Below are 25,135 nucleotides of genomic sequence, written 5' to 3' on the forward strand. Positions count from 1 at the left end.
ATCGTGTCAGCGCAAAGGATTTATGATTGTCGCGCTTTGACATAGACATAAATACCTGCCCAAATCATGACCACTAAAATCACAGCAATCACGATAAAACTCATTAAACCGTAGTCAGTCGATAACAAATCAATCAAAATTTTCATGGGTTTCCTCCAGTAAGCGAATCATGTTGCACGCAATGAATCTGTAGAGGATTTTGAACCCTTATGACATCATGGTTTTTGATGTAACGCAAAAGTCATGTCAGCGACACCTGGTGACTGTATTGTCTAGTAGTCACTGCTGGCAAAATGCAACGATAGAGTTGGAAAATTAAAAGTTCAGGAATCAAACGGATGAATGTTTACTCGCTGCTTAAACCTCTGCTGTTTCAACTGGATGCAGAGCAAGCACACGATATTACTTTGCAATCGCTTAAACGTGCAGAAAAGCTCGGCCTGCTCGCACTCGCCGCCTGCCGTTTACCTGCACAACCGACGCAGGTCATGGGCCTCACGTTCCCCAATCCGGTCGGCCTGGCGGCCGGGCTGGATAAAAATGCCGCTGTGATTGACGGCATGGCCGCGCTAGGCTTTGGCTTTATTGAGGTGGGCACCGTCACGCCACGCGCGCAGCCGGGCAACCCCAAACCACGCTTGTTCCGTTTGCCACAAGCCGAGGCCATTATTAACCGCTTTGGCTTTAACAACCTCGGTGTCGATCAACTGATCCAGAATGTGAAGGCCTCCAAATTCAAAGGCATCCTGGGCATTAATATCGGCAAAAATTTCGATACGCCGAACGACCGTGCCGCTGAAGACTACCTGAGCTGCATGCGCAAGGTGTATAACTATGCCAGTTATATCACGGTGAATATCTCCTCACCCAACACCAAAAACCTGCGCGCCCTGCAAGAAAAAGAGGCGCTGGGCCAACTGCTCGCGACGCTCAAAGCCGAGCAAAAAATCCTCTCGCAACTGCATGGCAAATATGTCCCCGTTGTGCTCAAAATCGCCCCCGATTTAACCACCGAACAAGTACAAGAAATCGCTGAACTGCTCATGCAGCACCAAATGGACGGCGTGATTGCCACCAACACCACTTTGTCGCGCGATGCAGTGGCCGGTTTGCCAAACTCGGAAGAGGCGGGTGGGTTGTCAGGCGCACCGGTAAAAGCGGGTTCTACACGCGTGATTCAAACACTGGCGGCCAGTTTGCAAGGCAGCCTGCCGATTATCGGCGTCGGTGGTATTCTCAATGGCGACGATGCCAAAGAGAAAATAGCGGCCGGTGCCAGCCTGGTTCAACTCTACAGCGGACTCATCTATAAAGGCCCGCAACTGATTAAAGACTGCCGCAAAGCGCTGGGAAACTTTAACTAAATGATTGATTGGGCGAATTGCGGCGTTACGCGGTACGCGAAATCCTCACGTACTATCTGTACGCTCCGGTTTCTGTGTTCCGTGCGCCTTGCACTTCATCACACTCAATCACTTATTTAAAGCTCCCTTGTTATCAGGCGCTTCTATAAATTCAAATTGCTAAGCCAGACAAGGCGCGATTAAAAATTGTGACGCCACATATAGTTGATATGTCAGGAGAAATTTTTTATGAGCAACGCAGTATCGCGACGGAATTTTAGTTTATAGAAGTGCCCATCAGAATGAAGCCCATCCTTTATTCCTACCGCCGCTGCCCCTACGCCATGCGCGCCCGTATGGCGATCTGGGCGGCGAATATTCAGGTAGAAGTGCGCGAGATTTCATTGCGTGAAAAACCTGCACATTTGCTACAGATTTCCCCCAAAGGCACCGTGCCGGTATTGCAATTGCCTGACGGCACTGTGCTGGAGCAAAGTCTGGATATTATGCAGTGGGCACTTGCCCAGAACGATCCTCAAGGTTGGTTGAATGCAGACCACGATGCAGTGAACGCGCTGATAACTATCAATGATGGTGAGTTTAAACAAGCACTTGACCGCTATAAATACCCTGACCGTTACCACGAGCAAGCGCAACTGGGTTATCGTGAACAAGGTGAGCAGTTTTTGCAGAGGTTAGAAGCTGCATTAGAGCAGCATGACTATTTGCTTGGGGATAAACCTAGCATGGCCGATGTCGCCATATTTCCGTTTATCCGCCAGTTTGCAGCGGTTGATGCGGATTGGTTTGCCAGCAGCGCATATCCAAAATTGCGTGTCTGGTTAGAAGGGTGGTTGCAAAGCCCATTATTTGAAAAAGTGATGCAGAAGTTTCCAACTTACACACAGTAAATATTCCTGTTGAAATAATATTGTGTTAGAGTTTCCATGGAAAGGAATTTCTATGGTCGCGACCACACAAAATAACGTCCCCCAAGCCGATGCACAATCCGTGTTAACCAAAGCGGTAAGTCGCGCGGCTGAGCGTTTGCAGATTTCCAAAGCCTTGTTGGCAAGCATTCTTGGCCTGAGTCCTGCCACCATCACCCGCCTGTATAGTGGTGAATATGTCCTCGACCAAAAACGCAAAGAGTGGGATTTTGCTTTGCTATTTGTCCGAGCGTTCCGCTCGTTGGATTCCATTGTCAACAATGATGAAACCGCCCGTGTCTGGTTAAACAATCAAAACCTGGCGCTCAATGCGCGCCCCATCGACCTGATTAAACAAACTGAAGGCCTGGTTCGTGTCGTCCAATATCTGGACACCTCACGCGGTATCGTCTGAGGCTTTTGCTTGGGCATCGTTGGCCTGGCGCATGGTCGAGGCGCAACATGTCGCCTCCACCATGAAGCTGGTCGATACTGAGGCCGAGCAAACCCTGCTTGAAGCATTGCTCGATAGCAACAAGCCACCGTACGCCGCGGATACCGAGCATCTTGATTACTTGCTCTCCACACCATTCCGTTACCCCAGCCGCGCTGGAGGTTCACGCTTTCGCGGTCCAAATGACCCCGGCGTGTTTTATGCCGCAGAAACAGTACGTACCGCCGCAGCCGAGCTAGGCTATTGGCGCTGGCGCTTTCTCATGGATGCGCCTGCACTCAGCCGCATAGAGCCCGTGCCACACACCGCTTTTCAAGTGTCACTCGCCACACAAGCCATTGATTTAAGAAATCCACCGTTTAATCAAGACCCGGCATGGCAACACAAAACCAACTGTCAACCTACCCAAGCTTTGGCTGTAACCGCAAGGGAGGTGAAGTTAGGCGCCATTATTTACACCTCTGTGAGAGACCCGCAACCAGCGTGGTGTATTGCAGTATTAACTCCGCAAGCGTTTAAAGAGAATACGCCTAGACCAGAAAAGCAGACTTGGTGGCTGGTTGTGAATACTCAAGAAGTGATTTGGCGTAGGGACTATGAATCTTTTACTTTTGATTCAGTATTATGGGAATGAGTCCTCATACAGTTAAGTTAACTGTCTCTAAGGTTCAGGGGTTTAGCGTTATAAAATCTATCGGTAGTGACCAAAAAGATTTATTCTTAAATTTATATGGCGATTGTAATCAGAAACTACTCAATTGAATCAAAGTAAATTGGGCTAGGTTAAAGTTGATGTATCGTTATGACTAATCTTTCTGCGAGGTCTCAAACTTCTCATAAGCATTAATAATCTTCTGCACCAACGGATGTCTTACCACGTCTTGCGACATAAAATGTGTAAAGGCGATGCCTTTGACTTCCTTGAGAATTTTCTGTGCTTCGACCAAGCCGCTTTTCTGGTGGCGTTGCAGGTCAATCTGCGTGACATCACCGGTAATCACCGCTTTGGTGCCAAAACCAATCCGGGTTAAGAACATTTTCATTTGTTCGGGCGTGGTGTTTTGCGCTTCATCCAGAATGATAAAGCTCTGGTTGAGGGTGCGGCCGCGCATATACGCGAGCGGGGCGACTTCAATTGCGCCGCGTTCGAACATTTTGTTCACGGTGTCGTAACCGGCCAAGTCATAAAGTGCGTCATAAAGCGGGCGCAGGTAGGGGTCGACTTTCTGGTTGAGGTCGCCGGGCAAAAAGCCCAAGCGTTCGCCTGCTTCTACGGCCGGGCGAACTAACACGATTCTTTTCACGCGGTCACGTGTCATGGCATCCACTGCACTGGCGACAGCCAGATAGGTTTTACCTGTACCTGCGGGGCCGATGCCAAAGGTGATGTCATGGTCTTGTATCTGTTGCAGGTAGCTAACCTGACGTGGAGTACGCCCATGCAGGTCACCGCGACGTGTCATCAGTGTCGGCATAGCGCTGCTGCTGACTTCTTCGGGTTTGAGTTTGTCGATTTCTACCAGGCCGAGCTGAATATCTTCGAGTTCAATCGGCTTTTTTGAGCGGGCGTAGAAGTTTTCTAGCATTTGCGCGCCCAGCCGCATATTGGTTTGGTTGCCGCTCAAGTAAAACGTGCTGCCGCGGCGGTTGATGTCGATATCGAGACCATTCGCCAGTTGGCGGATATTTTCATCAAGCGGGCCGCACAGGTTGGCCAGCATCAGGTTGTCTTCGGGGCTGAGGGTAATTTCCATGCTTAATTCACAATTTCGCCAACCAGGCGTTTGGGGTTGTAGACGTCGGTGATTTTGACTTGCACCATCTGGTGAATATAGCGGGCATCGGCTGCGATATCCACCACGCGGCCGTTATCGGTTTTGCCTGCCAACAAATTGGGGTCTTTCCACGATGGGCCGTCGATCAGCACGCGTTGTACGGTGCCCAGCATGGCGCGGCTGATGGCGTCGCCATTGGTTTCGTTCTCGGTTTGCAGTTGCTTGAGCCAGGCCGCTTTGTCGGCTTGTGGGGTTTCGTCGGGCAGGTAGCTGGCCGGCGTGCCTGGGCGCGGGCTGTATAAAAAGCTGAAACTGTAATCAAATCCCACATCGCGCATGAGTTTGAGTGTGGCCTGAAAGTCTTTTTCGGTTTCACCAGGAAAGCCGACGATGATGTCGCTGGTGATAGTCAGCGCCGGATTGGCAGCTTTCAGTTTGCGGATCAGGCCTTTGTATTGCAGCGCGGTGTAGTTGCGCTTCATTGCCATCAAGATACGGTCACTGCCTGCCTGCACTGGCAGGTGCAATTGGTTGGCCAGCTTGGGCACCGTTGCATGGCACGCAATCAGGCGCTCACTCATTTCGTTGGGGTGGCTGGTGGTGTAACGGATACGCTCGATTTGCGGAATTTCTGCGATGGTTTCAATCAACAGTGGCAAATCGGCCTCGATGCCTTGATAAGGCACGCGGTAGGCGTTCACGTTCTGGCCGAGCAGCGTGATCTCTTTGACGCCTTGCTCAGCCAACTGGATCGCCTCGGTGATGATGTCTTCAAACGGACGCGAGAACTCTTCGCCACGGGTATAAGGCACTACGCAAAAGCTACAATATTTGCTGCAGCCTTCCATAATACTCAAGAAGGCAGTCGCCCCTTCGACGCGGGGCGGCGGCAAATGGTCAAACTTTTCAATCTCGGGGAAGGCAATGTCTACCTGTGGCTTGTCGGCAGCCTGTTTGGCTTTGATCAGCTCGGGCAGGCGGTGCAGGGTTTGCGGACCAAACACGACATCGACATAGGGCGCGCGCTGAATGATGGCCTCGCCTTCCTGGCTGGCCACGCAACCGCCGACACCAATCACCAGGTTGGGATTTTTTTCTTTAAGCGGAATCATGCGGCCGAGATGGCTAAACACTTTTTCTTCGGCTTTTTCGCGGACCGAACAGGTATTAAGCAGGATCACATCTGCTTCTTCCATGTTCTCGGTTTGCGTCATGCCTTCATGCTCGCGCATCAGGTCTATCATGCGTGACGCATCGTATTCGTTCATCTGGCAACCAAACGATTTAATGAATATCTTTTTTCCGCTTTCGTGCTTCATCGAACGCTAAATTTCTCACAAAAACAGTATTTTAGCGTATTTGCAGGGGAAACCCCAGCTAACACTGGGGACTGCGGTAAAATACGCTTTTCTTGTTGAAGTCCCATCTGCATGCAAGCTTTACCGATTTTTTTCAATATTGCACAACGCCCTTGTATCGTCATCGGCGGTGGCGATGTCGCGACGCGCAAGGTGATCATGCTACGCAAGGCACAAGGGCAGGTCACCGTGATCTCGCCCGAATTGTGCGATGAGTTACGCGAGATGCATGCGCAGGGCGAGATTGACTATGTGGCTGCCGAGTTTCAGGCCGAACAATTGACCAGTGCTTGCCTGGTGATTGCTGCCACCGATGACGAAGCGGTGAATGAAGCGGTCTCTGTGGCGGCAAAGCGGCTGAATATTCCGGTGAACGTCGTCGATGCGCCTGCGTTATGCACGTTTACCATGGGCTCGGTGATTGATCGCAGCCCGGTGGTGATTGCGATTTCGAGTGAAGGCAATGCGCCGGTGTTGGCAAGGCATATCCGCAGCAAAATCGAAACCATGTTGCCTGCGGCTTATGGCCGGATTGCGAACATCGCAGGTGAATTCCGCGACCAGGTGAAAGCCAAATTCTCCAACCTGCCTGCACGTCGTCGCTTTTGGGAGGATGTGTTGAACGGGCCGTTGGTGGAGCGCGTGTTGTCGGGGCAGGAGCAGGCAGCACGGGCTTTGCTGGCCGAGTTGCTCAATCAGCGTGAAGATGCGCCTGCGCGTGGCGAGGTTTATCTGGTGGGCGGTGGGCCGGGTGACCCGGATCTGCTGACGTTCAGGGCATTGCGACTGATGCAGCAATGCGATGTCTGTGTCTATGACAAGCTGGTGAGCAAAGAGGTGATGGAGTTGGTGCGTCGCGATGCCGAGCTGATTTACGTGGGTAAATCACGTGACCAGCACACCTTGCCGCAAGAAGAAATCAATGCCTTGCTGGCCAGGCTGGCGCTGGAAGGCAAGCGCGTATTGCGGCTTAAAGGCGGCGACCCGTTTATCTTTGGGCGTGGCGGCGAAGAGATCGAAACCCTGATGCAGCATGGGGTGCCATTTCAAGTGGTGCCCGGCATTACCGCGGCCAACGGTGTCTCTAGCTATGCCGGGATTCCGCTCACGCACAGGGATTACGCCCAGGCCTGTTTATTTATTACCGGCCACCTCAAAGATGGCACCATTGATCTGGACTGGCAGGCGATGGCCAGACCCAAGCAGACGGTGGTGATTTATATGGGTCTGGTAGGGCTGGAGCAGATTTGCAGCAAGCTGATGGCACAAGGCGTGTCGCCGGACATGCCGGCGGCAGTGATCCAGCAGGGCACGACGCAGAAGCAACGCGTGGTGGAATCTACCTTGCAGCATCTGGCAGCAGAGGTGGCGGCCGCGGGCTTGAAGCCGCCCAGTTTGACGATTATTGGCGAAGTGGTGAAATTGCGCGAGCGACTGAACTGGTTTACGCCGTCGGCGGATTAATCGCTGCGCTCAGCCAGCTTAAGTGTTAGGTAGGATCGGCAGTGAAAGCCTGGCTTCCAGCCCGCCTTCCGGGCGGTTGAGCAAGGCCAGTTGACCGCTATGTAAAGCGGCAATGCGGTTGCAAATCGCCAGGCCCAGGCCGCTGCCACCTTCGTATTTGTTGCGCGCGCTGTCCATGCGCTCAAAAGGTCGCAGCAAGCGGTCTGCATGTTCAGGCGGTATGCCGGGGCCGTTATCCAGCACACTGATGACGATCTTGTCGGCCATGACTTGGCTGCGCACCTCGACCTTGCCTTTGCCATAGTTGTAAGCATTGCCGACCAGGTTGTCGAGCAGGCGTTGCATGGCTAGCGGACGGATGGGGATAAAGTATTTGGGGCCTAGCGAAATTTTGAGCTCGCGGCCCGCGCGACGCTGACGTTCTGCCAGTGCATTGAGCAAATCGTTAATATCCATCATGCGCGTGGGCTCGCCCTCTACGCCGCGCACAAAATCCAGAAACTGGTGAATGATATTGTCCATATCGGAGATGTCTTCAATCATGCCCTGTTTCATATAATCGGCTTCTTGCGGCAGCATTTCTACCGCTAGCCGCAACCGCGCCAGCGGCGTGCGGATGTCATGTGAGACCCCTGCCAGCAGCAGCGTGCGTTCCGCATCGAGGCGGGCCAGGGATTCCGCCATCTCGTTAAAGGTCTGCGTCACTTCGCGTAACTCTTCGACGCTATCCACCGGCAGTTTAGGCGCGGGCTCGCCATTACGCAGCCGTTCTGCGGCATGCACCAGCATGGTCAGCGGCCGGTTGATGCGGGCCGTCAGTAAATAGCCACCCACCAGTGAAAGCAAGCCGACCACCGCCGCCCAGCCTAGCCAGTGCCAGGGGAAAGGGCGGTCTACCTGAATTTTGGGGATGACCACCCAGAAGTCATCCTGGCCGACATTAAAGCTGATCCACAAGCCAGGGATATCATAATGATTGACCGTGATAATGGTTTCTTCGCCCAGCCGTTCGCGGATTTTGAGTGCGACCAGATTAATAAAAGGGTCTGCGGGTAAGGGCTCGATATCTTCCAGAAAGTCGGCGGCATAGACGCGCACGCCTTCACGGCCTGATAATTCGGATAACAAGGCCAGGCGGCGGTTTTCGTGCGAGGCGATCAGTGAGGCGCGGGTGTAATTGACGATGGTGACGGCTTGCAGGGCAGCGGCGGTTGCGCGTGGTTCGCGGTCAAAATAATCAAAGATTTTGAGCGAAGCATAGATGCTGACCGCCAGTAAGATGGCGATCAGCAACATGATGCGGGACAGCAGTCGGCGGGGCAGTAAGCGCACGGGGATTAAAGCATGGCCGGATTATTGCGGAGATTCACCATCTGGAATAAACACATAGCCAAAGCCCCACATGGTTTGCAGGTAACGAGGGTGTGCCGGATCTGGCTCGATAATGCGGCGCAGGCGCGAGACCTGCACGTCTATGCTGCGATCAAATACATCCAGCTCGCGGCCACGTGCCAGTTGCATGAGTCGGTCACGTGACAGCGGTTGGCGTGGGTGTTCGGTGAAGACTTTCAGCAAGGTGAATTCCCCACTGGTAATCGTAATGGGTACGCCGTTTTTACTTAGGCTACGGGTACTGGTGTCGAACACAAACTCGCCGAATTGGAACGCAGCGGATTTTTCTTCAACTGCCTGTTTGGGCGAAATCTCGTGACGGCGAAGGACCGCATTGATTCTGGCCAGCAGTTCACGCGGGTTAAAGGGTTTGGGCAAGTAGTCATCTGCCCCCATTTCCAGGCCGACAATGCGGTCCACTTCATCGCCGCGCGCAGTCAGCATAATGATGGGGGTCATGTGGTTGGCTCCACGCAGTCGGCGGCAAATGGCGAGGCCATCTTCGCCCGGCAGCATCAGGTCCAGAATCAACAGATCAAAATGTTCATTGGCCAGCGTTTTGTCCATCTCCTTGCCATCTGATACGGACTTGATATTAAAACCTTGTTCAGTCAGGTAGCGCTGTAACAGCTCGCGCATACGTAAATCATCATCGACCATCAAGATTTTTTTTAACTGTTCTGACATACGGACCTTTGTTATTTGAAGCAAGTGTTTGCTTAACGCATTTTATTGCGATCAGGATGACCGCAGGAAGATAAATACGGCAAGGCCAAAAACTTATCCTTAATAATTATACTCCAAGCATTGGAGCGCATGAAGTGTGCCAGTTACAACTTCGTTACAAATAGCGTTGGGGATGAAATATTGCAGTTACAATCCTGATGCATGATTGCCTTCTGCTATCGGCAGGGGCATCCGAAAACGCTATTTTTTGTTAAATTTGTTGCCGCTAAAGTTGCAATTGCGTTAATGTGATCGACCTGATTTTAAAATCGGTCCCTCGTTTGCCATGAGATTCATGCTTGAGAGCACCCAATAATAGCTTAAACACAAGTGCTTTCGATGGAACAGGAATAAAGGTATTGCGTTTGGATGTGTAGAGCGATTAAACATTTGAAACGAATTGTATTGCTGACAACCTCCATGTTGCTGGCATTCCCTGCTTTGGCTGATCTTAAATTGCCAGTCCGATTGACAGAGATCCGTCTGGCTGACAATGATGATACCGGCCTTTCCAAAACGCTAGAGCACAACTTTAGCCCAGAAGACCGTGCACGTTTGCGCAAGGCCCTTTCTGATTACGCCCGTAACACCGATCCCGACCATCAGTTGATGTTGCAAAAGCGCAAGGCCATGCATGACAGCATCGCGCAACGGTTCAATGAGTGTAACCGCGACAATGACGACTCGCTAGACCGCGAAGAGGCGACGCTGTGTTTGCCACAAGTGGCCCGCCATTTTTCCTATGTTGATCTTGATGGCAATGGCGTGATCACGCTAGACGAACTTGAAACCGCCTATGCCAAAATGGTCGAGCGTCAACGTGAAGCCGAAGCCAGAACCGAAGCAAAAATCGAAAATCAGCAAAATATCGTCAGCGACTCAGAGCCTGATGCCAAGTCCAGAAACAAATCCAAAGCAAGCTCGGCAGTGATTCCTGCCAATAGCCCTGTCAATTCAAGCGGTAAAGACGTTTCGGTCATTCGTAAGCGTCCCAGTTAATTTCCTTTGTCTCAACATGCACATGCCATTCAGCGTTTCGGCGTGTCAAACCAGCAGATTGCCTTCATTATTTTTGCTGTTTAGTGGCTTTGTCGCTGACTCTGGACCCGCTTGATGCTGCCCTCGCAATTATCCTTTGTCTGGTCCCGTGGCCTGCAGGAGATAGACCCTGCCGACTGGCAGCGCCTGGCGGGCACGCACCCCATGCTCGACTACCAGTTTTTGCTGGCGTTTGAGGCCACCGCTTGTGTCGGTGCGCAGACGGGCTGGATGCCCTATCATTTAACTGCGATTGACCAGGGGCAGTTGGTGGCAGCTATGCCTTGTTATCTCAAAACGCACTCTTACGGCGAGTATGTCTTTGACTGGTCATGGGCCGAGGCCTGTGAGCAAGCGGGTGGGAAGTATTATCCCAAGCTGATCTCCGCCATTCCTTTCTCACCCGTCACTGGCCCACGCCTGCTGATAGACCCGGCCTGTGACGCGCCTGCGTTGATTGCAGAGGCCATGCTCAAGCAGCTGCAGGCTTTTTGTCAGGAACATGCCCTGTCCGGCGCGCATCTGTTGTTTCCCGATGCCATGTCGGCTGACTTTTGTGAACAGCAGGGGTGGCTAAGGCGTGAGGGCGTGCAGTTCCGCTGGGAAAACGCGGGATATGTCGACTGGGATGCTTTTATGGCCGTATTGAGCCGGGACAAGCGCAAAAAAATCCGGCAAGAACGGCAAAAAGTTGCGCACCAGGGTGTGACCTGCCGCGTGGTAAGTGGTCACGACATGACTGCGCAAGACCTGGCCTTGTTTTATCAATGCTATTGCCAGACGTATCTCCGCCACCACAGTTCACCTTATCTGACCCTGGCATTTTTCGAGCATTTGCAGCGCTACCTGCCCGGGCATTTACAGTTATTTATTGCTTCGCAGCATGGCGAGGATGTGGCGGCCAGTCTGTGTGTGCTGGGTGAAGCGACGCTGTATGGCCGCTACTGGGGGAGTTTGCGCGATATTTCTTGCTTGCATTTCGAGTTGTGCTATTACCAGCCGCAGCAGTTCTGTATCCGCGAGCAGATCCGCTATTTTGAAGGCGGTGCACAAGGCGAGCATAAGCTTGCCCGTGGCTTTGTCGCTTACCCCACCTGTTCTTACCACTGGCTCAGCCATCCCGATTTTCACCAGAGTGTGGCGCGCTTTCTGCGCCGGGAGGCCGAGGGCATGCAGCAATATGTCAATGAGCTAGAGGAGCGCAGTCCATACAAAAACATACCGGATATCAATGACACTGGCCTACCGCATATCCCTTTATCGACGTGATTGCGTTACCAGGGAATCGGTTTGCCATCATAGGCGATAAACTGGCCCGATTGTGAAGCAGTCAAACTGGCAATCACCTGGCGCAGGCCTTGCACGCTGGTTTCGGTATCAATCAGGCCGTTTGGACCGCCCATGTCTGTGCGCACCCAGCCCGGATGCAGTGCAGCAACGACAATGTTAAAGCCGCGCAAATCGATAGACAGGCTTTTGACGACCATATTCAGTGCAGTTTTGCTGCTGCGATAGATATATTCACCGCCACTGCCATTGTCTTCTATACTGCCCATTTTGCTGGTCATGGCAATCAGCTTTGCCTGCGGGGCACGTCGCAGCTGCGGCAAGAAAGCCTCTGCAAGATAGTAAGTGCTCAGGGTGTTGACCTGAAAAGCCTGTAACCAGGCTTGCACGTCGGTCTGGCCAAAGCTGCTCTCAGGATAGGTGCCCGCATTACTGATCAGAATGTCCAGCGTCAGTGCTGACAGCTGGCTTGCCAGCGCCCGGATTGAATCGACATCAGCCACATCCAGCGCAAGCAGCTGCAGGTTGCTGTGTTGACTGGCCAGTTGTTGTAACGCGGGGGCCTGGGCGGGATCGCGTACCGTAACGTAGACCTGCTGGCCGCTTTCGGCATATTGCCTGGCATACTCGAGGCCGAGGCCGCGATTGCCGCCAGTGATTAAGATGGTTTGTGTATTCATGCTGTGAACCTCGCCTTCATGCAGTGGTTTAATTTAAGTTATGATGTCATTCTACGCGGGTTGAAATGACAGGCGTAGTATCTTTGCAATCGCAATGGAGTGTTGAGTTGAAGGCAGTAAAGCAGTGGCTGATCAGTCAGTGGGGGGCAGTGGGTATCTGCCTGCTTTTTATGGTGAGCAGTGTTGCTGGCGCGGTAGACCTCAGCAAGCAAATCCCGTTGCGGCCCTCATTATTAAAGCCGGAAGATGTGGCAGTGGTGTATAACCTCAATGACGCGCAAAGCGAAGAGGTCGCCCGTTACTACCTGCAAGCCAGGCAAGTCCCTGCGGAAAATCTGATCGGAGTGGAATTGCCCCGGCATTTTAAAGATGCGCTGACGGTTCCCGAGTTTGAGTCACTCAAAGCCCAGTTGGACGCCAAGTTGACCACGCAGCAAGTGGTCTTGCTGGTCTGGCGCACCCCGTTTGCCGTGCAATGTAACAGCCTTACCAGTGCGCTGACGCTCGGGCTGGATCTCAATCAATGCCGCAAGACCTGTGACCCCGGCCGCGACAGCCCTTACTTTAACAGCCCCTCATTACGGCCATGGGCGGATCACCATTTGCGTTTGTCCATGTTGTTGCCCATCACCAGTGTCGCTGCGGCCAAGGCACTCATAGACCGTGGCGTCATGAGTGAATTCAGTTTAAATGACGCGAATGGGTTTTTTCTAAAAACCCAGGATGCGGCACGTTCCAAGCCACGTGAACCTTTTTTCCCGCAAGAGGGCATGACGGTCAAATCCAAAAAACTGACCTTGCATACCTTGAGTCAGGAGACGATAGAAAAACAGCCCTCAGTCATGTTTTATTTCACCGGGCAAAAATCGGTCGATTATCTGCTTACCAACAGTTATTTGCCGGGTGCCATTGCCGATCATTTGACCTCGACCGGAGGCATTTTGTCTAATTACAATCCGCAAATGCCTGCCTCGCGCTGGCTGGATGCGGGGGTTACCGGCAGTTATGGCACTGTGTCTGAGCCTTGTAATTATTGGCAAAAATTCCCCAACCCGCAGGTGTTAATTGGCCATTATCTGGCCGGTGAAACCCTGATTGAGGCCTACTGGAAAAGCGTGAAATGGCCGATGCAGGGCGTGTTTATTGGCGAGCCGCTGGCCAAACCCTACGCCAAAAGCGTCCAGGTGGTGGATGAGTGAGCGATGGTCATTGCACCTGCGCTTACGTCATTTTCCTGTCATTGTGCCTGCATCGTTGTGTCGTATAATCGCTGCCATCTATCCGGTGAGATTGGCTTGTGCAAGATATTCGTTTAAAAGCGTTTTGGACTTTGTTTCTGTGGGCATTTGGTTGCTTGCTCCTTGGCTGGTTCACAAATGCGCATCTGGCGTGGTTGACTTATTTATGTGGTGTGCTGGCCTATCTGGCTGGACATTTGTACTGGATACACCGTCTGTACCAGTGGGCCCTTAAGCCCAGCCTGAATTTCATCCCCAACGGCAAAGGTATCTGGGAAGATATTTTTGCCAATCTCTATCATGAAATGCGCCGCCATTCGCGTAGCCAAAGCCAGTTAAGCAGTACCTTGGAGCGCTTGCGTCATGCCACCAGTGCTTTGCCGGATGGCGTGGTCGTACTCAATAATCGTAATGAAATCGAATGGTTTAATGAGCCTGCCGTACAACGCCTGGGTCTCAAGCGCCACCATGACGAAAGTCAGCCGATTTATTATTTATTGCGCCAGGCCGAATTTGTGGAATACCTGCAAGCCGAAGAATACAGCGAACCACTCAAGCTTAAATCCTGGCGCAGCCCCGATATCACGCTGGAGTTGCAGATTATTCCGTTTGCCAGCAAGCAGCGACTGCTGATTTGCCGCGATGTGTCCGCCATTGAAAAAACCGAAGTCATGCGCCGCGATTTCATTGCCAACGTGTCACATGAGTTGCGTACACCGCTGACCGTGATTGGTGGCTTTCTGGAAACCATCAGCGACATGCAGGGGGAGATTTCTCCCGATATCCAGCCTTATTTTGACATGATGCAGGCGCAAACGACGCGCATGCGCCGCATTATCGAGGACTTGCTGACCTTGTCACGCCTGGAGAATAATGTCACGCTCAAGGATGAAACCGAGATTGACATGAAGGCCATGTTGCAGCAATTGCATCGCGATGCTCAGGCATTGAGCCAGGGGCAGCATCAGGTCACCTTGCATATGGAGGCGAACGTTAACCTGACGGGCAGTTATAATGAGCTCATGAGTGCCATGAGCAACCTGACCACCAATGCTGTACGCTATACCCCGCCACAAGGCAAGATTGATATTTATTGGCAAATGCGGGGGGAGGACGTGGTGTTCAGCGTCCAAGATAATGGCATCGGTATTGAAGCACACCATTTACCCAGACTGACCGAGCGTTTTTATCGTGTGGACAGCGGCCGGAGCCGCGATACCGGCGGCACAGGTTTGGGCTTGTCTATCGTCAAACATATTCTGCATCATCATCAGGCCAGCTTGCAGGTGGAGAGTGAGCCTGGGCTGGGGAGCTGTTTCCGCATCGTGTTTCCTGCGCAAAGGATCTTGCCTGCATGAGTTGCATCGGCTGCAGTGGCCTGATGTTGCTATTGCTGCTGGTCGCCTGTACGACCTCCCCTCATTCAGGGTATGTCGATTCGCCGAATGGACGTCCGGTGCCAGTGCGGCAAGACCGGAATGCCTTGCATCAACTGGTGAAAACCGATCTGGATCGCCTGGCGGATATTGAATATGCCGAAAACGTCAGCACCTTGCGCTTGCTGATGCTCAAACTGTATAAACGCAACCCGGCTGAAGCGCAGAAATCTGGCTTGGGCGGGCCCGAACAGATCGCCACCTATGTGTTTGAGCAGGCTCACGTGCATGGCTGGCAACTGGAGGCGCTTGGGCATGCGCAAGACACCGCTGCGATCAAGCTGGCATTAAACCCGCAATTTGGTGGCGATCGCGTACTGGCACTGGTGGTGGGTATCCAGTCCATGCTTTACCGCGCGCATGGCAGCAAGGCGTCTTTTTTCTTGCTGGATAGCATAGATCCGCAAAACCTATACAATGCCGCCAGAAATATTGAAATCGCCATGTGGAAACTGGCGAATGCCAAAAATGCCCAGGGCGAACTGTTGTTGCTGACCAATAGCCTGACAGGTGAGGTACAGAATCTGAGCTTTGAGCGCGAGTTTAGCAAGCTGGTTGCCCGCACAGATTTGCTGGCCTTGACCTTGGCCGAGAAGTCGCAGCGCTTGATCTCGCGGCTGACACAAAGCATCACGACCGCCCCTTTTCTTCCTTTTAGATAATCTTCATCATCATGCATCAAGCCCTGACCCTACTGAACGGATTAAGCCCTGCACAATTCATGGCAGACTACTGGCAAAAGAAACCACTATTAATCCGGGGTGCTATCCCTGGTTTTGAGGGGTTGCTGACGCCAAGCGAGCTGGCGGGGCTGGCCTGTGAGGCTGAGGTGCCGGCCAGACTAATACAGTTTGATTCTGAGCGCATGAATCAGGGAGATGGCTGGCAGGTCAGGCAAGGCCCGTTTGATGACGAAGACTTTACCAGTTTGCCTGCACGCGACTGGACCCTGCTGGTGCAGGGGGTGAACCATGTGCTGCCAGAGGCACAAGCCTTGCTGTCGCAGTTCAGCTTTGTCCCCAACGCCAGACTCGATGATGTCATGGTCAGTTATGCGCCGACCGGTGGTGGCGTCGGGCCACATATCGACAGCTATGATGTCTTCTTGCTGCAGGGCGCGGGGCACCGCCGCTGGCGTATCAGCCAGCAAACAGATTTAAGATTGATTGCCGATGCACCCTTGCGCATTTTGTCGCACTTTGAATGTGAGCAGGAGTGGGTGCTGGCACCGGGCGACATGCTCTATCTGCCGCCCAATGTCGCGCATTGGGGCATTGCAGAAGATGATGATTGCATGACCTACTCCATCGGCTTCCGGGCGCCCGCCGCGCGTGAACTGGCCATTGAGTTTCTTGAGGCCTGCCGCCAGGAGATGCTGCCTGACGAACTGTATCGCGACCCTGAGTTGCAACCCGCTCAAGATGCCGCAGCGATTGACCAGCAGATGGTCAGTCAAGTGGCTGGCATGTTGCGCCGCTTGCCCTGGGAGACCGAGCAACTGGGACCGTTTCTGGCAAAGTATTTTTCAGAGCCCAAAGCGTATGTTGTGTTTTCGCCCAACCGCAAACTGAGTGCAGAGAAGTTTTTGCAACGCGCCCAGCAATCTGGGCTGGTGATGGACTTGCAGACGCAGATGTTGCATTGGCAAGGCCAGTATTTTATCAATGGCGAGCGCGTGAGTGTGTCAGCGGAGGCGGGGCCTTTGCTCAATACATTCGCTAACCAGCGGCTGTTGACGGCCGCAGACTGCCAAACAGCAGCCATTCATCCCTTGTTGCCCTGGTTGCAGGGGATTTACCTGTCTGGATACGTGCATTTTTCTGATTGAGCCGGTTAATTTTGCATTGATTGCAAAGGATTTGGCGGATTTTTTGTGAAAAAAACACAGAGTTGTTGTTCTGACACAAAAAAATCCTTTCTTTTTCACTGGTTTTTCGTTCTTTTTTTAATCAATTGCTGATACAATTTTTTCACTCGGTTGATTCTGCACCCGCAGCGTTACCCGTACATAATTTTTTGCTCATACATACTAAGGAAATAAAGATGACACGTTCTGCATTGTTGGCTGCATTGTTGGCTTTGGCTTTGACTGCTTGTGGTGAAAAACCAGCTGAAGAAGCACCTGCTGCTGAAGCGCCTGCTGCTGAAGCCCCAGCTGCTGAAGCTCCTGCTGCTGAAGCTCCTGCTGAAGCTGCACCAGCCGAAGCTGCTCCTGCTGAAGCTGCACCTGCTGAAGCTGCTCCTGCTGAAGAAGCTAAGTAATCCAGACATCCGTAATCTGGTTTTACTTGGATGTAGAAAAGCCGACGAAAGTCGGCTTTTTTATTGGCTGCGCGCTGAGCACCTCAACCACTCAGGGGCGGGACGGTACGTGTTTTCAGGCAGCTGACTTGAGGGAGGATAACTCGTTGGCAATCTGGCAGATTTGAATAAAGTCTTCGACGATCAGCGATGCACCGCCGATCAGCCCGCCATCGACATCTGGCATGCTCATCAATTGCGCAGCATTGCCGGGATTGACGCTGCCACCATAGAGCAAGGTTATCTGTTCTGCAACCTGTTCGTCCAGTAGCCCAATATGGCCGCGGATGAAAGACAAAATTGCTTGGGCATGTTGCGGACTGGCGGCTTTACCCGTGCCGATGGCCCAGATCGGCTCATAGGCAATGACGCCTTTGGCGAGCGCTTGGATGCCTACATGTGAAATGACGGGGTTCAACTGCCTCACTACCACGAGATCGGTTTCGCCCAGTTCGTATTCTTCCAGGGTTTCGCCTATACACAGGATGGGCGTCAGCCCAGCCTTGAGGGCTGCTTCAAAACGCTCTCCGCAGCTTTCATCACTTTCGTGCCCACGTAAGCGGCGTTCAGAGTGGCCGATAATGACGTAGGTGCAGCCAAACTCCTTGAGCATGAGCGGCGAGACGGAGCCTGTGTAGGCACCACGCTCAAAGCGGCTCATGTTTTGTCCGCCCCAGGCCACATGGCTGTGTTGCAGTAATTGTTGCGCCTGCTGCAAATAGGGATGTGGCGGGCACACCGCATAGCGCGCCCGGTGATGGCGCGTCTCTTGCAATACACTTTGCAGAAAGCGGGCATTGTCTGGCAGGTTGCCGTTCATTTTGCGGTTGGCAACCACCAGCTTGGGGCGATTTGTCATCACACCATTTCCTTTGACGGTTTTGTTTCTATAATGTCGGATATTGTACATAAAACTTGATGCTATGCCTCAACTCGATTTTTCATTGCAAGTGGCGACACCTGCGGCAGATGTGCCCAGCGTGTCGCAATTCAAGCGCTGGATCCGCGCCAGCTTGCGCGTAGATACCAGCCTGACGATCCGTATTGTGGATGCTGAAGAAGGCCAGCAACTGAATGCGAGTTACCGCGGCAAGGATTACGCGACCAATGTGCTCACCTTCCCGTTGGCGGAGGAGCCCTGCCTGATGGGCGACATTGTGATCTGCGCGCCGGTGATTAGCAGAGAGGCCGCTGAGCAGGGCAAGTCCGTGCTGGCGCATTATGCGCACATGACGGTGCATGGCGTCCTGCACATGCATGGCTACGACCATGAGGTTGAGGCGCAGGCGGCGCTGATGGAGGCGCTGGAGATCGGCATCCTGCAAAAGCTGGGCTTCCCCAACCCTTATGCAGAATAAACTTTAAGCGCCGGCGACAAGTCGCTACAATCCGTGCATGGAGCTTTCCGTCAACAGCACCCAGATCAGAATCAATGGCGAGCCGCTCTCGGCTTTGCCGCAAGATTTGTATATTCCGCCGGATGCGCTGGAAGTGTATCTGGAGACCTTTGAAGGGCCACTGGATTTGCTGCTGTACCTGATCCGCAAGCACAATCTGGATATTCTCGATATCCCCATGGCTGAGCTGACCACGCAGTACATGGGCTATGTGGAAAAAATGAAAGCGGTGAATCTGGAGTTGGCTGCCGACTATTTGCTCATGTCAGCCATGCTGATTGAGATCAAGTCACGCATGCTGTTGCCCAAGCCGCAAGAGCTGGAGGAGGAAGACGACCCGCGCGCTGAGTTGGTCAAACGGCTGATGGAGTATGAGGCGATCAAGCAAGCTGCACAGCGGCTGGATGCCTTGCCCAAAGTCGGCGTAGACATTGAGGTGGCTGCGGCCTATTACGAGCGGCTGTCACTGGTCAAGCCGCCTGAAGTCAGTCTGGACGATCTGGTAGAGGCGTGGCGCAATGTGCTCAAGCGTGCCAGGCTCAATCAGCACCATAAACTGGGGCGGGCGGAACTCTCTGTACGCGAGCATATGAGTCTGTTGTTGCGGCGCTTGTCGGCAACGCCGGTATTACGGTTTGACGAGCTGTTCGATGTGGGAACTGAGGGCGTGCCCAAGCTGGTGGTGAATTTCCTGGCCATGCTGGAGCTGGCCAAAGAAGGCTTGATTCTGATCACGCAGCAGGAGGCTTTTGGTACCATTTACCTGCAAGCCAATACCACTGGCCGGGAGGCTTGACGTGCATACCCCGGAAAACATTACCGAGATGAAACAAGTGCTGGAGGCTGCCTTGCTCACCTCGCCGCAGCCGCTGTCTCTGGACGATTTGCTCAAATTGTTTGCCGGACGCATGGAGCGTGCGACATTGCGCATGTTGCTCGATGAACTCAAGGCCGACTGGTCGGATAAAACGCTGGATCTGGTACAAGTGGCCAGCGGCTACCGCTTTCAGGCCAAAGCTCAATACAGCGAATACCTGGCGCGTCTGAGTCCTGAGCGGCAGCCAAAATACTCACGCGCAGTGATGGAGACACTGGCGATTATTGCCTACCGGCAACCGGTGACGCGGGGCGATATCGAGCAGATCCGCGGCGTGGCGGTTAACCCGAATGTGATCCGGCAATTGCAGGAGCGTGACTGGATCGATGTGGTCGGGCAGCGTGAAGTGCCTGGACGCCCGTCGCTGTATGCCACGACCAAACATTTTCTTGATGATTTGAACTTGCGTTCGCTGGCCGAGTTGCCGCCTTTTGAAACCTTTGTGCAAACAGATATTCAGTCAGAGTAGTTTACCTATGTCCGCCTCACTGCTTAAAATCAGGATTAGCTATCAAGGCCACATCGCGCTCGGTCCAGGCAAAATCGAGTTGTTGCAGCACATTGTGCAACACGGTTCCATTTCAGCCGCTGCCAAGCAAATGCGCATGTCTTATCGCCGGGCATGGGAGCTTGTTGATTTGATGAATCATTGTTTTGACGAGCCGGTCGTCATCAGTGCCGCTGGAGGCGCGCACGGCGGCGGCGCACAGGTCACGGCCTTCGGTTTGGCACTCATCCAGGCCTATGAGCACATCCTGCAAAAGTCTGCGCAAGCAGCGGCGAATGAGCTTGGCTTTATCACCCAGCATCTGCAAAAAAACTGATTTTTTCAAAAAACCGTATTTTTAAGTTCCATAACATTTATTTGAATATAACGATGATAGCATCACAGCCTTGCTTTATCGCGTGCCATCAATCAGGCGCGCATGATTAAGATCTGGGATGCGGCACACTCTACAGGAATAAAGTGCTATGGCTGGTCGCCGGTCTCATCCGCTTGATGACACATGTATTGCTCAGCAGGGCTGAAGAAAAAAAACGCATGATATTCGCGGCAGCCAGCCTGACGGATGCATGAACCAGTTTTTAGACAATATAGCCAGTAAATAAGTATGCGAGTTATGACGATATAGAGGGGGGGCGGGACTTTGGTCAAACAGATGGCACTCGCGCGGTATCCTGCCCGTTCCGGTTGAAATTTATGTCAAACAGTCGCTGACCGGCTTGTGCTGGTGGGATAAGCTTAAAAATCGCCTGGGCTGAATTAGCAGAGATTGCCGATGATGTGCTGGCGCAGGGGCAGTTGCGCCAGCCAGAAGCGATAGGCCAGCTTGCGCTGGCGGGTTGATTAGTGGTGATGACCACCGGCACCATGCACATGCTGGTGCTCGATTTCTTCTTGATTGGCTGAGCGTACGCTGGCAATCGTTGCCGTGAACAGCAGACGCTGGCCGGCCCACGGATGGTTGCCATCGACCACGACTTTACCATCTGCAATATCGGTGATGGTGTAAAGGATCACGTCGCCGGTTTCGTCTTCGCCTTCAAACTGCATACCGACTTTAAGATCTTTGCTCGGAAAGGCGCTGGCCGGTTCAATTTGCACCAGATTGTCGTCGTACTCACCAAAGGCGTCTTCAGGGTCCAGGCTCACTTCTACCTTGTCACCGACATTTTTGCCATGCATGGCTTCTTCTACTTTGGGGAAAATGTTGTCATAACCGCCGTGCAGGTAGGCCACCGGCTCCTGGCTTTCTTCCAGAATGTCGCCATCGCTATTTTGCAGTTTATAGGTCATGGAGACCACGGTGTTCATTGCTACTTGCATGTGTTGAATCCTAAAGTTCGCTGTTAAAACAATATTCTAAAGGATATTGTGGCGACAGTGTCAGTCTTGGTGACGATAATGTTGACCGTATAATTTTCGCCATTGCCAGGGTGGCATCGCCTCGCTTGATTGCCACAACCCCAAGCCTTGTTGTTGTGCCTGCTGTTGCAGGGCCTGCAAGTCGGTGCGTTTGGAGTAGCGCGCATTAAACCAGGCCATCCCTTGCGCCACCTGAAACTGGCTGGCTTCCGTGCCATCGCAGTAGAGGTGGCCCAGTTGCCTGCCGTATTGATCTTGGTCTTGGGTGTTGACCGTAATCTTTGCGCCGGTACACAGTTGACTCAGGCTGCGGCGGGATTGCTTGCCAAATGCTTGGTGCAGCTCAGGCGCATCAATGTCCAGCAAACGCAAGCGATAACGACTGCCTTGAGCCTGTATCAATACCGTGTCGCCATCAATGATTTTTTCAAGTTCTGGGGCTGCAATGCTGGTATTGCAGAGCATGAGACACAGGCAGGGGGCCAGCCATCTGCACAACACACGAACGCGAGTGGTCATGTCCTAATCAAGCAAGCTGGTATAGTTGTCCGGGGTCAGGACGGTAGGAATGGCTTCGGGCAGCAGGTCTGGGTAGTCTTTGCTGTAATGCAAGCCACGGCTTTCATGGCGTTCGATGGCGCTGCGGACAATCAATTCCGCCACCTGTAACAGGTTACGCAGTTCGATGAGGTCGTGACTGACTTTAAAGTTACTGTAAAACTCATGTACTTCATCGCGCAGCATATGGATGCGATGCAGTGCGCGGCTCAGGCGTTTGGTGGTCCGCACAATCCCTACGTAGTTCCACATGAACCGGCGCAACTCGTCCCAGGTGTGGGTGATCAGCACTTCTTCATCGGCATCGGTAACGCGGCTTTCGTCCCAGTCCGGCAAGGAAATGGTCGGTTGCTGACCCTGTGACCGGATATCTTCGGCACAGCTGCGACTGAAGGCCAGACACTCCAGCAAGGAGTTGCTGGCGAGGCGGTTGGCGCCGTGCAGGCCGGTGCAGGCGGTCTCGCCAATGGCATACAGGCAGTCAATATCGGTGCGGCCATGGATGTCGGTCATGACGCCGCCACAGGTGTAATGCGCTGCAGGCACCACGGGAATCGGTTGTTTGCTGATATCAATGCCCAATTGCAGGCAGCGCTGGTAAATATTCGGGAAGTGGGACTGGATGAAATCCAATGGTTTATGGCTGATGTCTAGGTAAACGCAATCCAGGCCGCGCTTTTTCATCTCGAAGTCGATGGCGCGCGCAACTACATCGCGCGGGGCCAGTTCCGCACGCTCGTCATGCCAAGGCATAAAGCGGGTGCCATCAGGCAATAATAGCAAGCCGCCTTCGCCACGCAGCACTTCTGAAATCAAAAATGATTTGGCGTGCGGGTGATACAGGCAAGTAGGGTGAAACTGCACAAACTCCAGGTTAGCCACGCGGCAACCCGCACGCCAGGCCATGGCAATACCGTCGCCGGTGCTGATGTCAGGGTTGGTGGTATACAAATAGACTTTACCCGCGCCCCCTGTGGCCGTCACTGTGTATTGGGCAGACAGTGTGATTACTTTGCCGGTCTGGTTGTTGAGCACATAGGCCCCCAGGCAACGGTTGGGGCCATCATTTTCGGTTTGCTTGAACAGTTTGTGTGTGGTGATCAGGTCCACCGCAATATGGTGTTCCAGAATGGTAATGTTGGGATGCGCGCGTACGCGATCGGTCAGTGTGGTTTGCACCGCCTGGCCCGTGGCGTCGGCCACGTGGACGACGCGCCGGTGGCTGTGCCCCCCCTCGCGGGTGAGATGCAGGCGGTCATCTTGAGCTTCACGCGTAAAATTCACGCCTTGCTGCAATAACCAGTCTATGCTGTCGCGGCCACTGGTTACCACCATGCGGGTGACTTCGCTGTCGCACAGGCCCGCGCCAGCGTCCAGCGTGTCTTTGATATGCGCCTCTACCGAATCTTCGCTATTGAGTACCGCCGCTATGCCGCCCTGTGCCCAGTTGCTGGCACTCATGGTCAGTTCGCGTTTGCTCAAGATGCATACCCGGTATTGATTGGCCAGTCGTAAGGCCAGCGATTGGCCAGCCAGGCCACTACCAATAATCAAGACATCAAACACTTTATTCATAAACGGGCGTGGTCAACGGAACTTTTGAAGAGGGTGGTCAGTCGTACTAGTGTTCGCATTGCGTGTTGCAACTGCAAACAATACTAAGGGATGAGACGATGTTACACACAGCAAATTTAGAGGCGTTAACGCGCACTGGGTTCGTCGAAAATAACACAAAAGCGTATACTACTCCCAATCATAAAATTACCCAAGGGAGTCATCGCGATATGACTGTTCAGGCGGCGAGCGCCAAACAGCAAGAGAATAAAGAGTTTGACCAGATGCTGGTTGAACGCGCTCAACAAGGCGATAAACGCGCCTTTGGATTGCTGGTGGAAAAATACCATCGCAAGTTGGGCCGCTTGCTGTCGCGTATGATCCGCGATCAGGCAGAAGTGGAAGATGTGGTGCAGGAGTCTTTTATCAAGGCTTATCGTGCGCTGCACAGTTTCCGTGGGGACAGTGCGTTTTATACCTGGCTGTACCGGATTGGCATTAACACGGCCAAGAATTATCTGGTGTCCATGGGGCGCAAGCCGCAGGTGATGCAGGATGTCGAAATTGAGGATGTCGAGAATTTCGATGAAGGTGAAGACATGCGTACGATGGAGACGCCTGAAACATCCCTGATGACCAAGGAAATTGCGCAAACCGTGAATGATGCGATTGCTGCGTTGCCAGATGAGTTGCGCACTGCGATCACCTTGCGTGAGCTAGAGGGTTTGAGTTACGAGGACATTGCCAGCGTCATGCAGTGCCCGATTGGCACAGTGCGATCCCGTATTTTCCGTGCCCGTGAGACCATTGCCGCCAAATTGAGGCCGTTGTTGGATACGCCACACAATAAGCGCTGGTAGTGGCATGATTTGTTATAAAAATTTGATTGGGTGTGTAGGTGTTATGACAAATTTTTTGTTAAATGCTAACATAAAAACATTGATTGATTTGGGGTTATTATGAAGCAGCAATTATCTGCCTTGGTCGACGGTGAGGTCGATGTTGAACGCTGTGAACATATATTCTTGGCGGCCAAATCTTCTGGCGAGGTCGCACAAGCCTGGCGCGAGTATCATGTGATCCGTGACGTCATGCGCGATGAGCTGTGGATGCAGTCATACATGACCAGTCGCATTATGACCGCACTTGAAGATGAACCGACACTATTGGCGCCGCAAGCCATCGCCAATGCCGACAAAGTGACGCGTATCCGCCCGCGTTTTGACAAGTACACCTGGTCTATTGCCGCGTCTGTGGCTGCTGCCTTTTTTGTTGGCATGTTTGTGCTTAATCAACCTGAGGCGCCTGCCCCTGCGCAGATTGCCGACAATGATACCGAGCAATATGTATTGGCTCATCATAATTATGCGCCGAGTAGTGTGACTTATTACACGCATAATGTTGCCTATACGGCTGGCGAATAAAATTTCTTTCACTCATCATTTGGTTGTTGCTACTGCT

At 52.9% G+C, this 25,135-nt stretch carries 28 protein-coding genes; 18 read left to right on the top strand and 10 right to left on the bottom strand.

Features of this window, described 5'->3' with window-relative positions; all coding sequences use genetic code 11:
- Positions 1 to 20: 20 nt before the first annotated feature.
- Positions 21 to 146, bottom strand: coding sequence for a DUF3149 domain-containing protein (locus tag GOC95_RS08885; RefSeq protein ID WP_194749452.1), 126 nt, complete (start codon positions 144 to 146; stop codon positions 21 to 23).
- A gap of 192 nt (positions 147 to 338) precedes the next feature.
- On the opposite strand from GOC95_RS08885, the gene GOC95_RS08890 reads away from it, so the two are divergent.
- From GOC95_RS08890 to GOC95_RS08905, 4 genes are all read left to right on the top strand, one after another.
- The gene (locus tag GOC95_RS08890) at positions 339 to 1,364 is read left to right on the top strand and encodes a quinone-dependent dihydroorotate dehydrogenase (RefSeq protein ID WP_275356740.1); all 1,026 of its coding nucleotides are present in this window, start codon (positions 339 to 341) and stop codon (positions 1,362 to 1,364) included.
- 281 nt (positions 1,365 to 1,645) lie between these two features.
- Positions 1,646 to 2,254, top strand: coding sequence for a glutathione S-transferase (locus GOC95_RS08895; RefSeq protein WP_275356741.1), 609 nt, complete (start codon positions 1,646 to 1,648; stop codon positions 2,252 to 2,254).
- A 52-nt stretch (positions 2,255 to 2,306) separates the two neighbouring features.
- Positions 2,307 to 2,687 (top strand): antitoxin Xre-like helix-turn-helix domain-containing protein, encoded by a 381-nt coding sequence (locus tag GOC95_RS08900; RefSeq protein ID WP_275356742.1) that lies wholly within the window; start codon positions 2,307 to 2,309, stop codon positions 2,685 to 2,687.
- The gene (locus tag GOC95_RS08905; protein ID WP_275356743.1) at positions 2,647 to 3,360 is read left to right on the top strand and encodes an RES family NAD+ phosphorylase; all 714 of its coding nucleotides are present in this window, start codon (positions 2,647 to 2,649) and stop codon (positions 3,358 to 3,360) included. The genes GOC95_RS08900 and GOC95_RS08905 overlap by 41 nt, the downstream gene beginning before the upstream one ends.
- A gap of 172 nt (positions 3,361 to 3,532) precedes the next feature.
- On the opposite strand, the gene GOC95_RS08910 is transcribed toward GOC95_RS08905, so the two are convergent.
- A complete protein-coding gene (locus tag GOC95_RS08910) occupies positions 3,533 to 4,480 on the bottom strand; it encodes a PhoH family protein (RefSeq protein WP_275356744.1) in 948 nt (315 codons plus the stop codon).
- Positions 4,481 to 4,482: 2 nt separating this feature from the next.
- A complete protein-coding gene (gene miaB, locus GOC95_RS08915; RefSeq protein WP_275356745.1) occupies positions 4,483 to 5,820 on the bottom strand; it encodes a tRNA (N6-isopentenyl adenosine(37)-C2)-methylthiotransferase MiaB in 1,338 nt (445 codons plus the stop codon).
- Between the two features lie 111 nt (positions 5,821 to 5,931).
- On the opposite strand from miaB, the gene cysG reads away from it, so the two are divergent.
- Positions 5,932 to 7,323, top strand: coding sequence for a siroheme synthase CysG (gene cysG, locus GOC95_RS08920; RefSeq protein WP_275356746.1), 1,392 nt, complete (start codon positions 5,932 to 5,934; stop codon positions 7,321 to 7,323).
- 18 nt (positions 7,324 to 7,341) lie between these two features.
- Here the strand turns inward: cysG and GOC95_RS08925 are convergent, their stop codons facing one another.
- Together GOC95_RS08925 and ompR are read right to left on the bottom strand one after the other, a co-directional pair.
- Positions 7,342 to 8,655, bottom strand: coding sequence for an ATP-binding protein (locus GOC95_RS08925; protein WP_313987167.1), 1,314 nt, complete (start codon positions 8,653 to 8,655; stop codon positions 7,342 to 7,344).
- A 21-nt stretch (positions 8,656 to 8,676) separates the two neighbouring features.
- Entirely contained in the window at positions 8,677 to 9,402 is a 726-nt protein-coding gene (ompR, locus tag GOC95_RS08930; RefSeq protein ID WP_275356747.1) for a two-component system response regulator OmpR, read from the bottom strand.
- Positions 9,403 to 9,831: 429 nt separating this feature from the next.
- Between ompR and GOC95_RS08935 the strand changes: the two genes are divergently transcribed.
- Together GOC95_RS08935 and GOC95_RS08940 are read left to right on the top strand one after the other, a co-directional pair.
- Complete coding sequence (locus GOC95_RS08935) at positions 9,832 to 10,440, top strand: EF-hand domain-containing protein (RefSeq protein ID WP_275356748.1); 609 nt, start codon at positions 9,832 to 9,834, stop codon at positions 10,438 to 10,440.
- A gap of 114 nt (positions 10,441 to 10,554) precedes the next feature.
- Positions 10,555 to 11,748: a GNAT family N-acetyltransferase gene (locus tag GOC95_RS08940; protein WP_275356749.1), complete on the top strand. Its 1,194-nt coding sequence runs from the start codon at positions 10,555 to 10,557 to the stop codon at positions 11,746 to 11,748.
- Positions 11,749 to 11,753: 5 nt separating this feature from the next.
- Here GOC95_RS08940 and GOC95_RS08945 read toward each other — a convergent pair whose 3' ends face one another.
- Positions 11,754 to 12,446 (bottom strand): SDR family oxidoreductase, encoded by a 693-nt coding sequence (locus GOC95_RS08945; protein ID WP_275356750.1) that lies wholly within the window; start codon positions 12,444 to 12,446, stop codon positions 11,754 to 11,756.
- A 107-nt stretch (positions 12,447 to 12,553) separates the two neighbouring features.
- On the opposite strand from GOC95_RS08945, the gene GOC95_RS08950 reads away from it, so the two are divergent.
- From GOC95_RS08950 to GOC95_RS08970, 5 genes are all read left to right on the top strand, one after another.
- Positions 12,554 to 13,645, top strand: a complete 1,092-nt coding sequence (locus GOC95_RS08950) for a TIGR03790 family protein (RefSeq protein ID WP_275356751.1) — start codon at positions 12,554 to 12,556, stop codon at positions 13,643 to 13,645.
- Positions 13,646 to 13,743: 98 nt separating this feature from the next.
- Positions 13,744 to 15,042, top strand: a complete 1,299-nt coding sequence (gene phoR, locus GOC95_RS08955; RefSeq protein ID WP_194749463.1) for a phosphate regulon sensor histidine kinase PhoR — start codon at positions 13,744 to 13,746, stop codon at positions 15,040 to 15,042.
- Complete coding sequence (locus tag GOC95_RS08960; protein ID WP_228518929.1) at positions 15,039 to 15,782, top strand: hypothetical protein; 744 nt, start codon at positions 15,039 to 15,041, stop codon at positions 15,780 to 15,782. Before phoR ends, GOC95_RS08960 begins: the two co-directional genes overlap by 4 nt.
- A gap of 11 nt (positions 15,783 to 15,793) precedes the next feature.
- Positions 15,794 to 16,948 (top strand): cupin domain-containing protein, encoded by a 1,155-nt coding sequence (locus GOC95_RS08965; protein WP_275356752.1) that lies wholly within the window; start codon positions 15,794 to 15,796, stop codon positions 16,946 to 16,948.
- Between the two features lie 270 nt (positions 16,949 to 17,218).
- Positions 17,219 to 17,509: a hypothetical protein gene (locus GOC95_RS08970; protein WP_275356753.1), complete on the top strand. Its 291-nt coding sequence runs from the start codon at positions 17,219 to 17,221 to the stop codon at positions 17,507 to 17,509.
- Here the strand turns inward: GOC95_RS08970 and tpiA are convergent.
- A complete protein-coding gene (gene tpiA, locus GOC95_RS08975) occupies positions 17,498 to 18,280 on the bottom strand; it encodes a triose-phosphate isomerase (RefSeq protein ID WP_275356754.1) in 783 nt (260 codons plus the stop codon). The two genes, GOC95_RS08970 and tpiA, sit on opposite strands and share 12 nt — an antisense overlap.
- A 64-nt stretch (positions 18,281 to 18,344) precedes the next feature.
- On the opposite strand from tpiA, the gene ybeY reads away from it, so the two are divergent.
- The 4 genes from ybeY to GOC95_RS08995 are packed head-to-tail and all read left to right on the top strand — an operon-like array spanning position 18,345 to position 20,519.
- Entirely contained in the window at positions 18,345 to 18,779 is a 435-nt protein-coding gene (gene ybeY, locus GOC95_RS08980; protein ID WP_275356755.1) for an rRNA maturation RNase YbeY, read from the top strand.
- A gap of 37 nt (positions 18,780 to 18,816) precedes the next feature.
- Positions 18,817 to 19,614, top strand: coding sequence for a ScpA family protein (locus GOC95_RS08985; RefSeq protein WP_275356756.1), 798 nt, complete (start codon positions 18,817 to 18,819; stop codon positions 19,612 to 19,614).
- Position 19,615: 1 nt separating this feature from the next.
- A complete protein-coding gene (gene scpB, locus GOC95_RS08990) occupies positions 19,616 to 20,164 on the top strand; it encodes an SMC-Scp complex subunit ScpB (protein ID WP_275356757.1) in 549 nt (182 codons plus the stop codon).
- 7 nt (positions 20,165 to 20,171) lie between these two features.
- Positions 20,172 to 20,519, top strand: a complete 348-nt coding sequence (locus GOC95_RS08995) for a LysR family transcriptional regulator (RefSeq protein ID WP_275356758.1) — start codon at positions 20,172 to 20,174, stop codon at positions 20,517 to 20,519.
- A gap of 524 nt (positions 20,520 to 21,043) precedes the next feature.
- Here GOC95_RS08995 and GOC95_RS09000 read toward each other — a convergent pair.
- Genes GOC95_RS09000 through nadB form a run of 3 tightly spaced genes read right to left on the bottom strand, consistent with a single transcriptional unit; the run spans position 21,044 to position 23,695 of the window.
- Entirely contained in the window at positions 21,044 to 21,523 is a 480-nt protein-coding gene (locus tag GOC95_RS09000; RefSeq protein WP_194749471.1) for a peptidylprolyl isomerase, read from the bottom strand.
- Between the two features lie 60 nt (positions 21,524 to 21,583).
- Positions 21,584 to 22,081 carry a thermonuclease family protein gene (locus GOC95_RS09005; protein ID WP_275356759.1) on the bottom strand — a complete coding sequence of 166 codons (498 nt, stop codon included), beginning with the start codon at positions 22,079 to 22,081 and terminating at the stop codon, positions 21,584 to 21,586.
- A 3-nt stretch (positions 22,082 to 22,084) separates the two neighbouring features.
- Positions 22,085 to 23,695, bottom strand: a complete 1,611-nt coding sequence (gene nadB / locus GOC95_RS09010) for an L-aspartate oxidase (RefSeq protein WP_275356760.1) — start codon at positions 23,693 to 23,695, stop codon at positions 22,085 to 22,087.
- Between the two features lie 209 nt (positions 23,696 to 23,904).
- Between nadB and rpoE the strand changes: the two genes are divergently transcribed.
- Together rpoE and GOC95_RS09020 are read left to right on the top strand one after the other, a co-directional pair.
- Positions 23,905 to 24,534, top strand: coding sequence for an RNA polymerase sigma factor RpoE (rpoE, locus tag GOC95_RS09015; RefSeq protein WP_194749473.1), 630 nt, complete (start codon positions 23,905 to 23,907; stop codon positions 24,532 to 24,534).
- A 99-nt stretch (positions 24,535 to 24,633) separates the two neighbouring features.
- Positions 24,634 to 25,098, top strand: a complete 465-nt coding sequence (locus GOC95_RS09020) for a sigma-E factor negative regulatory protein (RefSeq protein ID WP_275356761.1) — start codon at positions 24,634 to 24,636, stop codon at positions 25,096 to 25,098.
- Positions 25,099 to 25,135 lie beyond the last annotated feature (37 nt).

Origin of the sequence: Methylophilus sp. YYY-1 (genome assembly GCF_029132825.1) — a bacterium.
GTDB classification, from domain to species: domain Bacteria; phylum Pseudomonadota; class Gammaproteobacteria; order Burkholderiales; family Methylophilaceae; genus Methylophilus; species Methylophilus glucosoxydans.

Bases quoted from the DNA above. Each gene is read 5' to 3' on its own strand.
- GOC95_RS08885 (WP_194749452.1), bottom strand. From the start codon at position 146: ATGAAAATTTTGATTGATTTGTTATCGACTGACTACGGTTTAATGAGT.
- GOC95_RS08890 (WP_275356740.1), top strand. From the start codon at position 339: ATGAATGTTTACTCGCTGCTTAAACCTCTGCTGTTTCAACTGGATGCA.
- GOC95_RS08895 (WP_275356741.1), top strand. From the start codon at position 1,646: ATGAAGCCCATCCTTTATTCCTACCGCCGCTGCCCCTACGCCATGCGC.
- GOC95_RS08900 (WP_275356742.1), top strand. From the start codon at position 2,307: ATGGTCGCGACCACACAAAATAACGTCCCCCAAGCCGATGCACAATCC.
- GOC95_RS08910 (WP_275356744.1), bottom strand. From the start codon at position 4,480: ATGGAAATTACCCTCAGCCCCGAAGACAACCTGATGCTGGCCAACCTG.
- miaB (WP_275356745.1), bottom strand. From the start codon at position 5,820: ATGAAGCACGAAAGCGGAAAAAAGATATTCATTAAATCGTTTGGTTGC.
- cysG (WP_275356746.1), top strand. From the start codon at position 5,932: ATGCAAGCTTTACCGATTTTTTTCAATATTGCACAACGCCCTTGTATC.
- ompR (WP_275356747.1), bottom strand. From the start codon at position 9,402: ATGTCAGAACAGTTAAAAAAAATCTTGATGGTCGATGATGATTTACGT.
- GOC95_RS08940 (WP_275356749.1), top strand. From the start codon at position 10,555: ATGCTGCCCTCGCAATTATCCTTTGTCTGGTCCCGTGGCCTGCAGGAG.
- GOC95_RS08945 (WP_275356750.1), bottom strand. From the start codon at position 12,446: ATGAATACACAAACCATCTTAATCACTGGCGGCAATCGCGGCCTCGGC.
- GOC95_RS08960 (WP_228518929.1), top strand. From the start codon at position 15,039: ATGAGTTGCATCGGCTGCAGTGGCCTGATGTTGCTATTGCTGCTGGTC.
- GOC95_RS08965 (WP_275356752.1), top strand. From the start codon at position 15,794: ATGCATCAAGCCCTGACCCTACTGAACGGATTAAGCCCTGCACAATTC.
- tpiA (WP_275356754.1), bottom strand. From the start codon at position 18,280: ATGACAAATCGCCCCAAGCTGGTGGTTGCCAACCGCAAAATGAACGGC.
- ybeY (WP_275356755.1), top strand. From the start codon at position 18,345: ATGCCTCAACTCGATTTTTCATTGCAAGTGGCGACACCTGCGGCAGAT.
- GOC95_RS08985 (WP_275356756.1), top strand. From the start codon at position 18,817: ATGGAGCTTTCCGTCAACAGCACCCAGATCAGAATCAATGGCGAGCCG.
- GOC95_RS08995 (WP_275356758.1), top strand. From the start codon at position 20,172: ATGTCCGCCTCACTGCTTAAAATCAGGATTAGCTATCAAGGCCACATC.
- GOC95_RS09000 (WP_194749471.1), bottom strand. From the start codon at position 21,523: ATGCAAGTAGCAATGAACACCGTGGTCTCCATGACCTATAAACTGCAA.
- GOC95_RS09005 (WP_275356759.1), bottom strand. From the start codon at position 22,081: ATGACCACTCGCGTTCGTGTGTTGTGCAGATGGCTGGCCCCCTGCCTG.
- nadB (WP_275356760.1), bottom strand. From the start codon at position 23,695: ATGAATAAAGTGTTTGATGTCTTGATTATTGGTAGTGGCCTGGCTGGC.
- rpoE (WP_194749473.1), top strand. From the start codon at position 23,905: ATGACTGTTCAGGCGGCGAGCGCCAAACAGCAAGAGAATAAAGAGTTT.
- GOC95_RS09020 (WP_275356761.1), top strand. From the start codon at position 24,634: ATGAAGCAGCAATTATCTGCCTTGGTCGACGGTGAGGTCGATGTTGAA.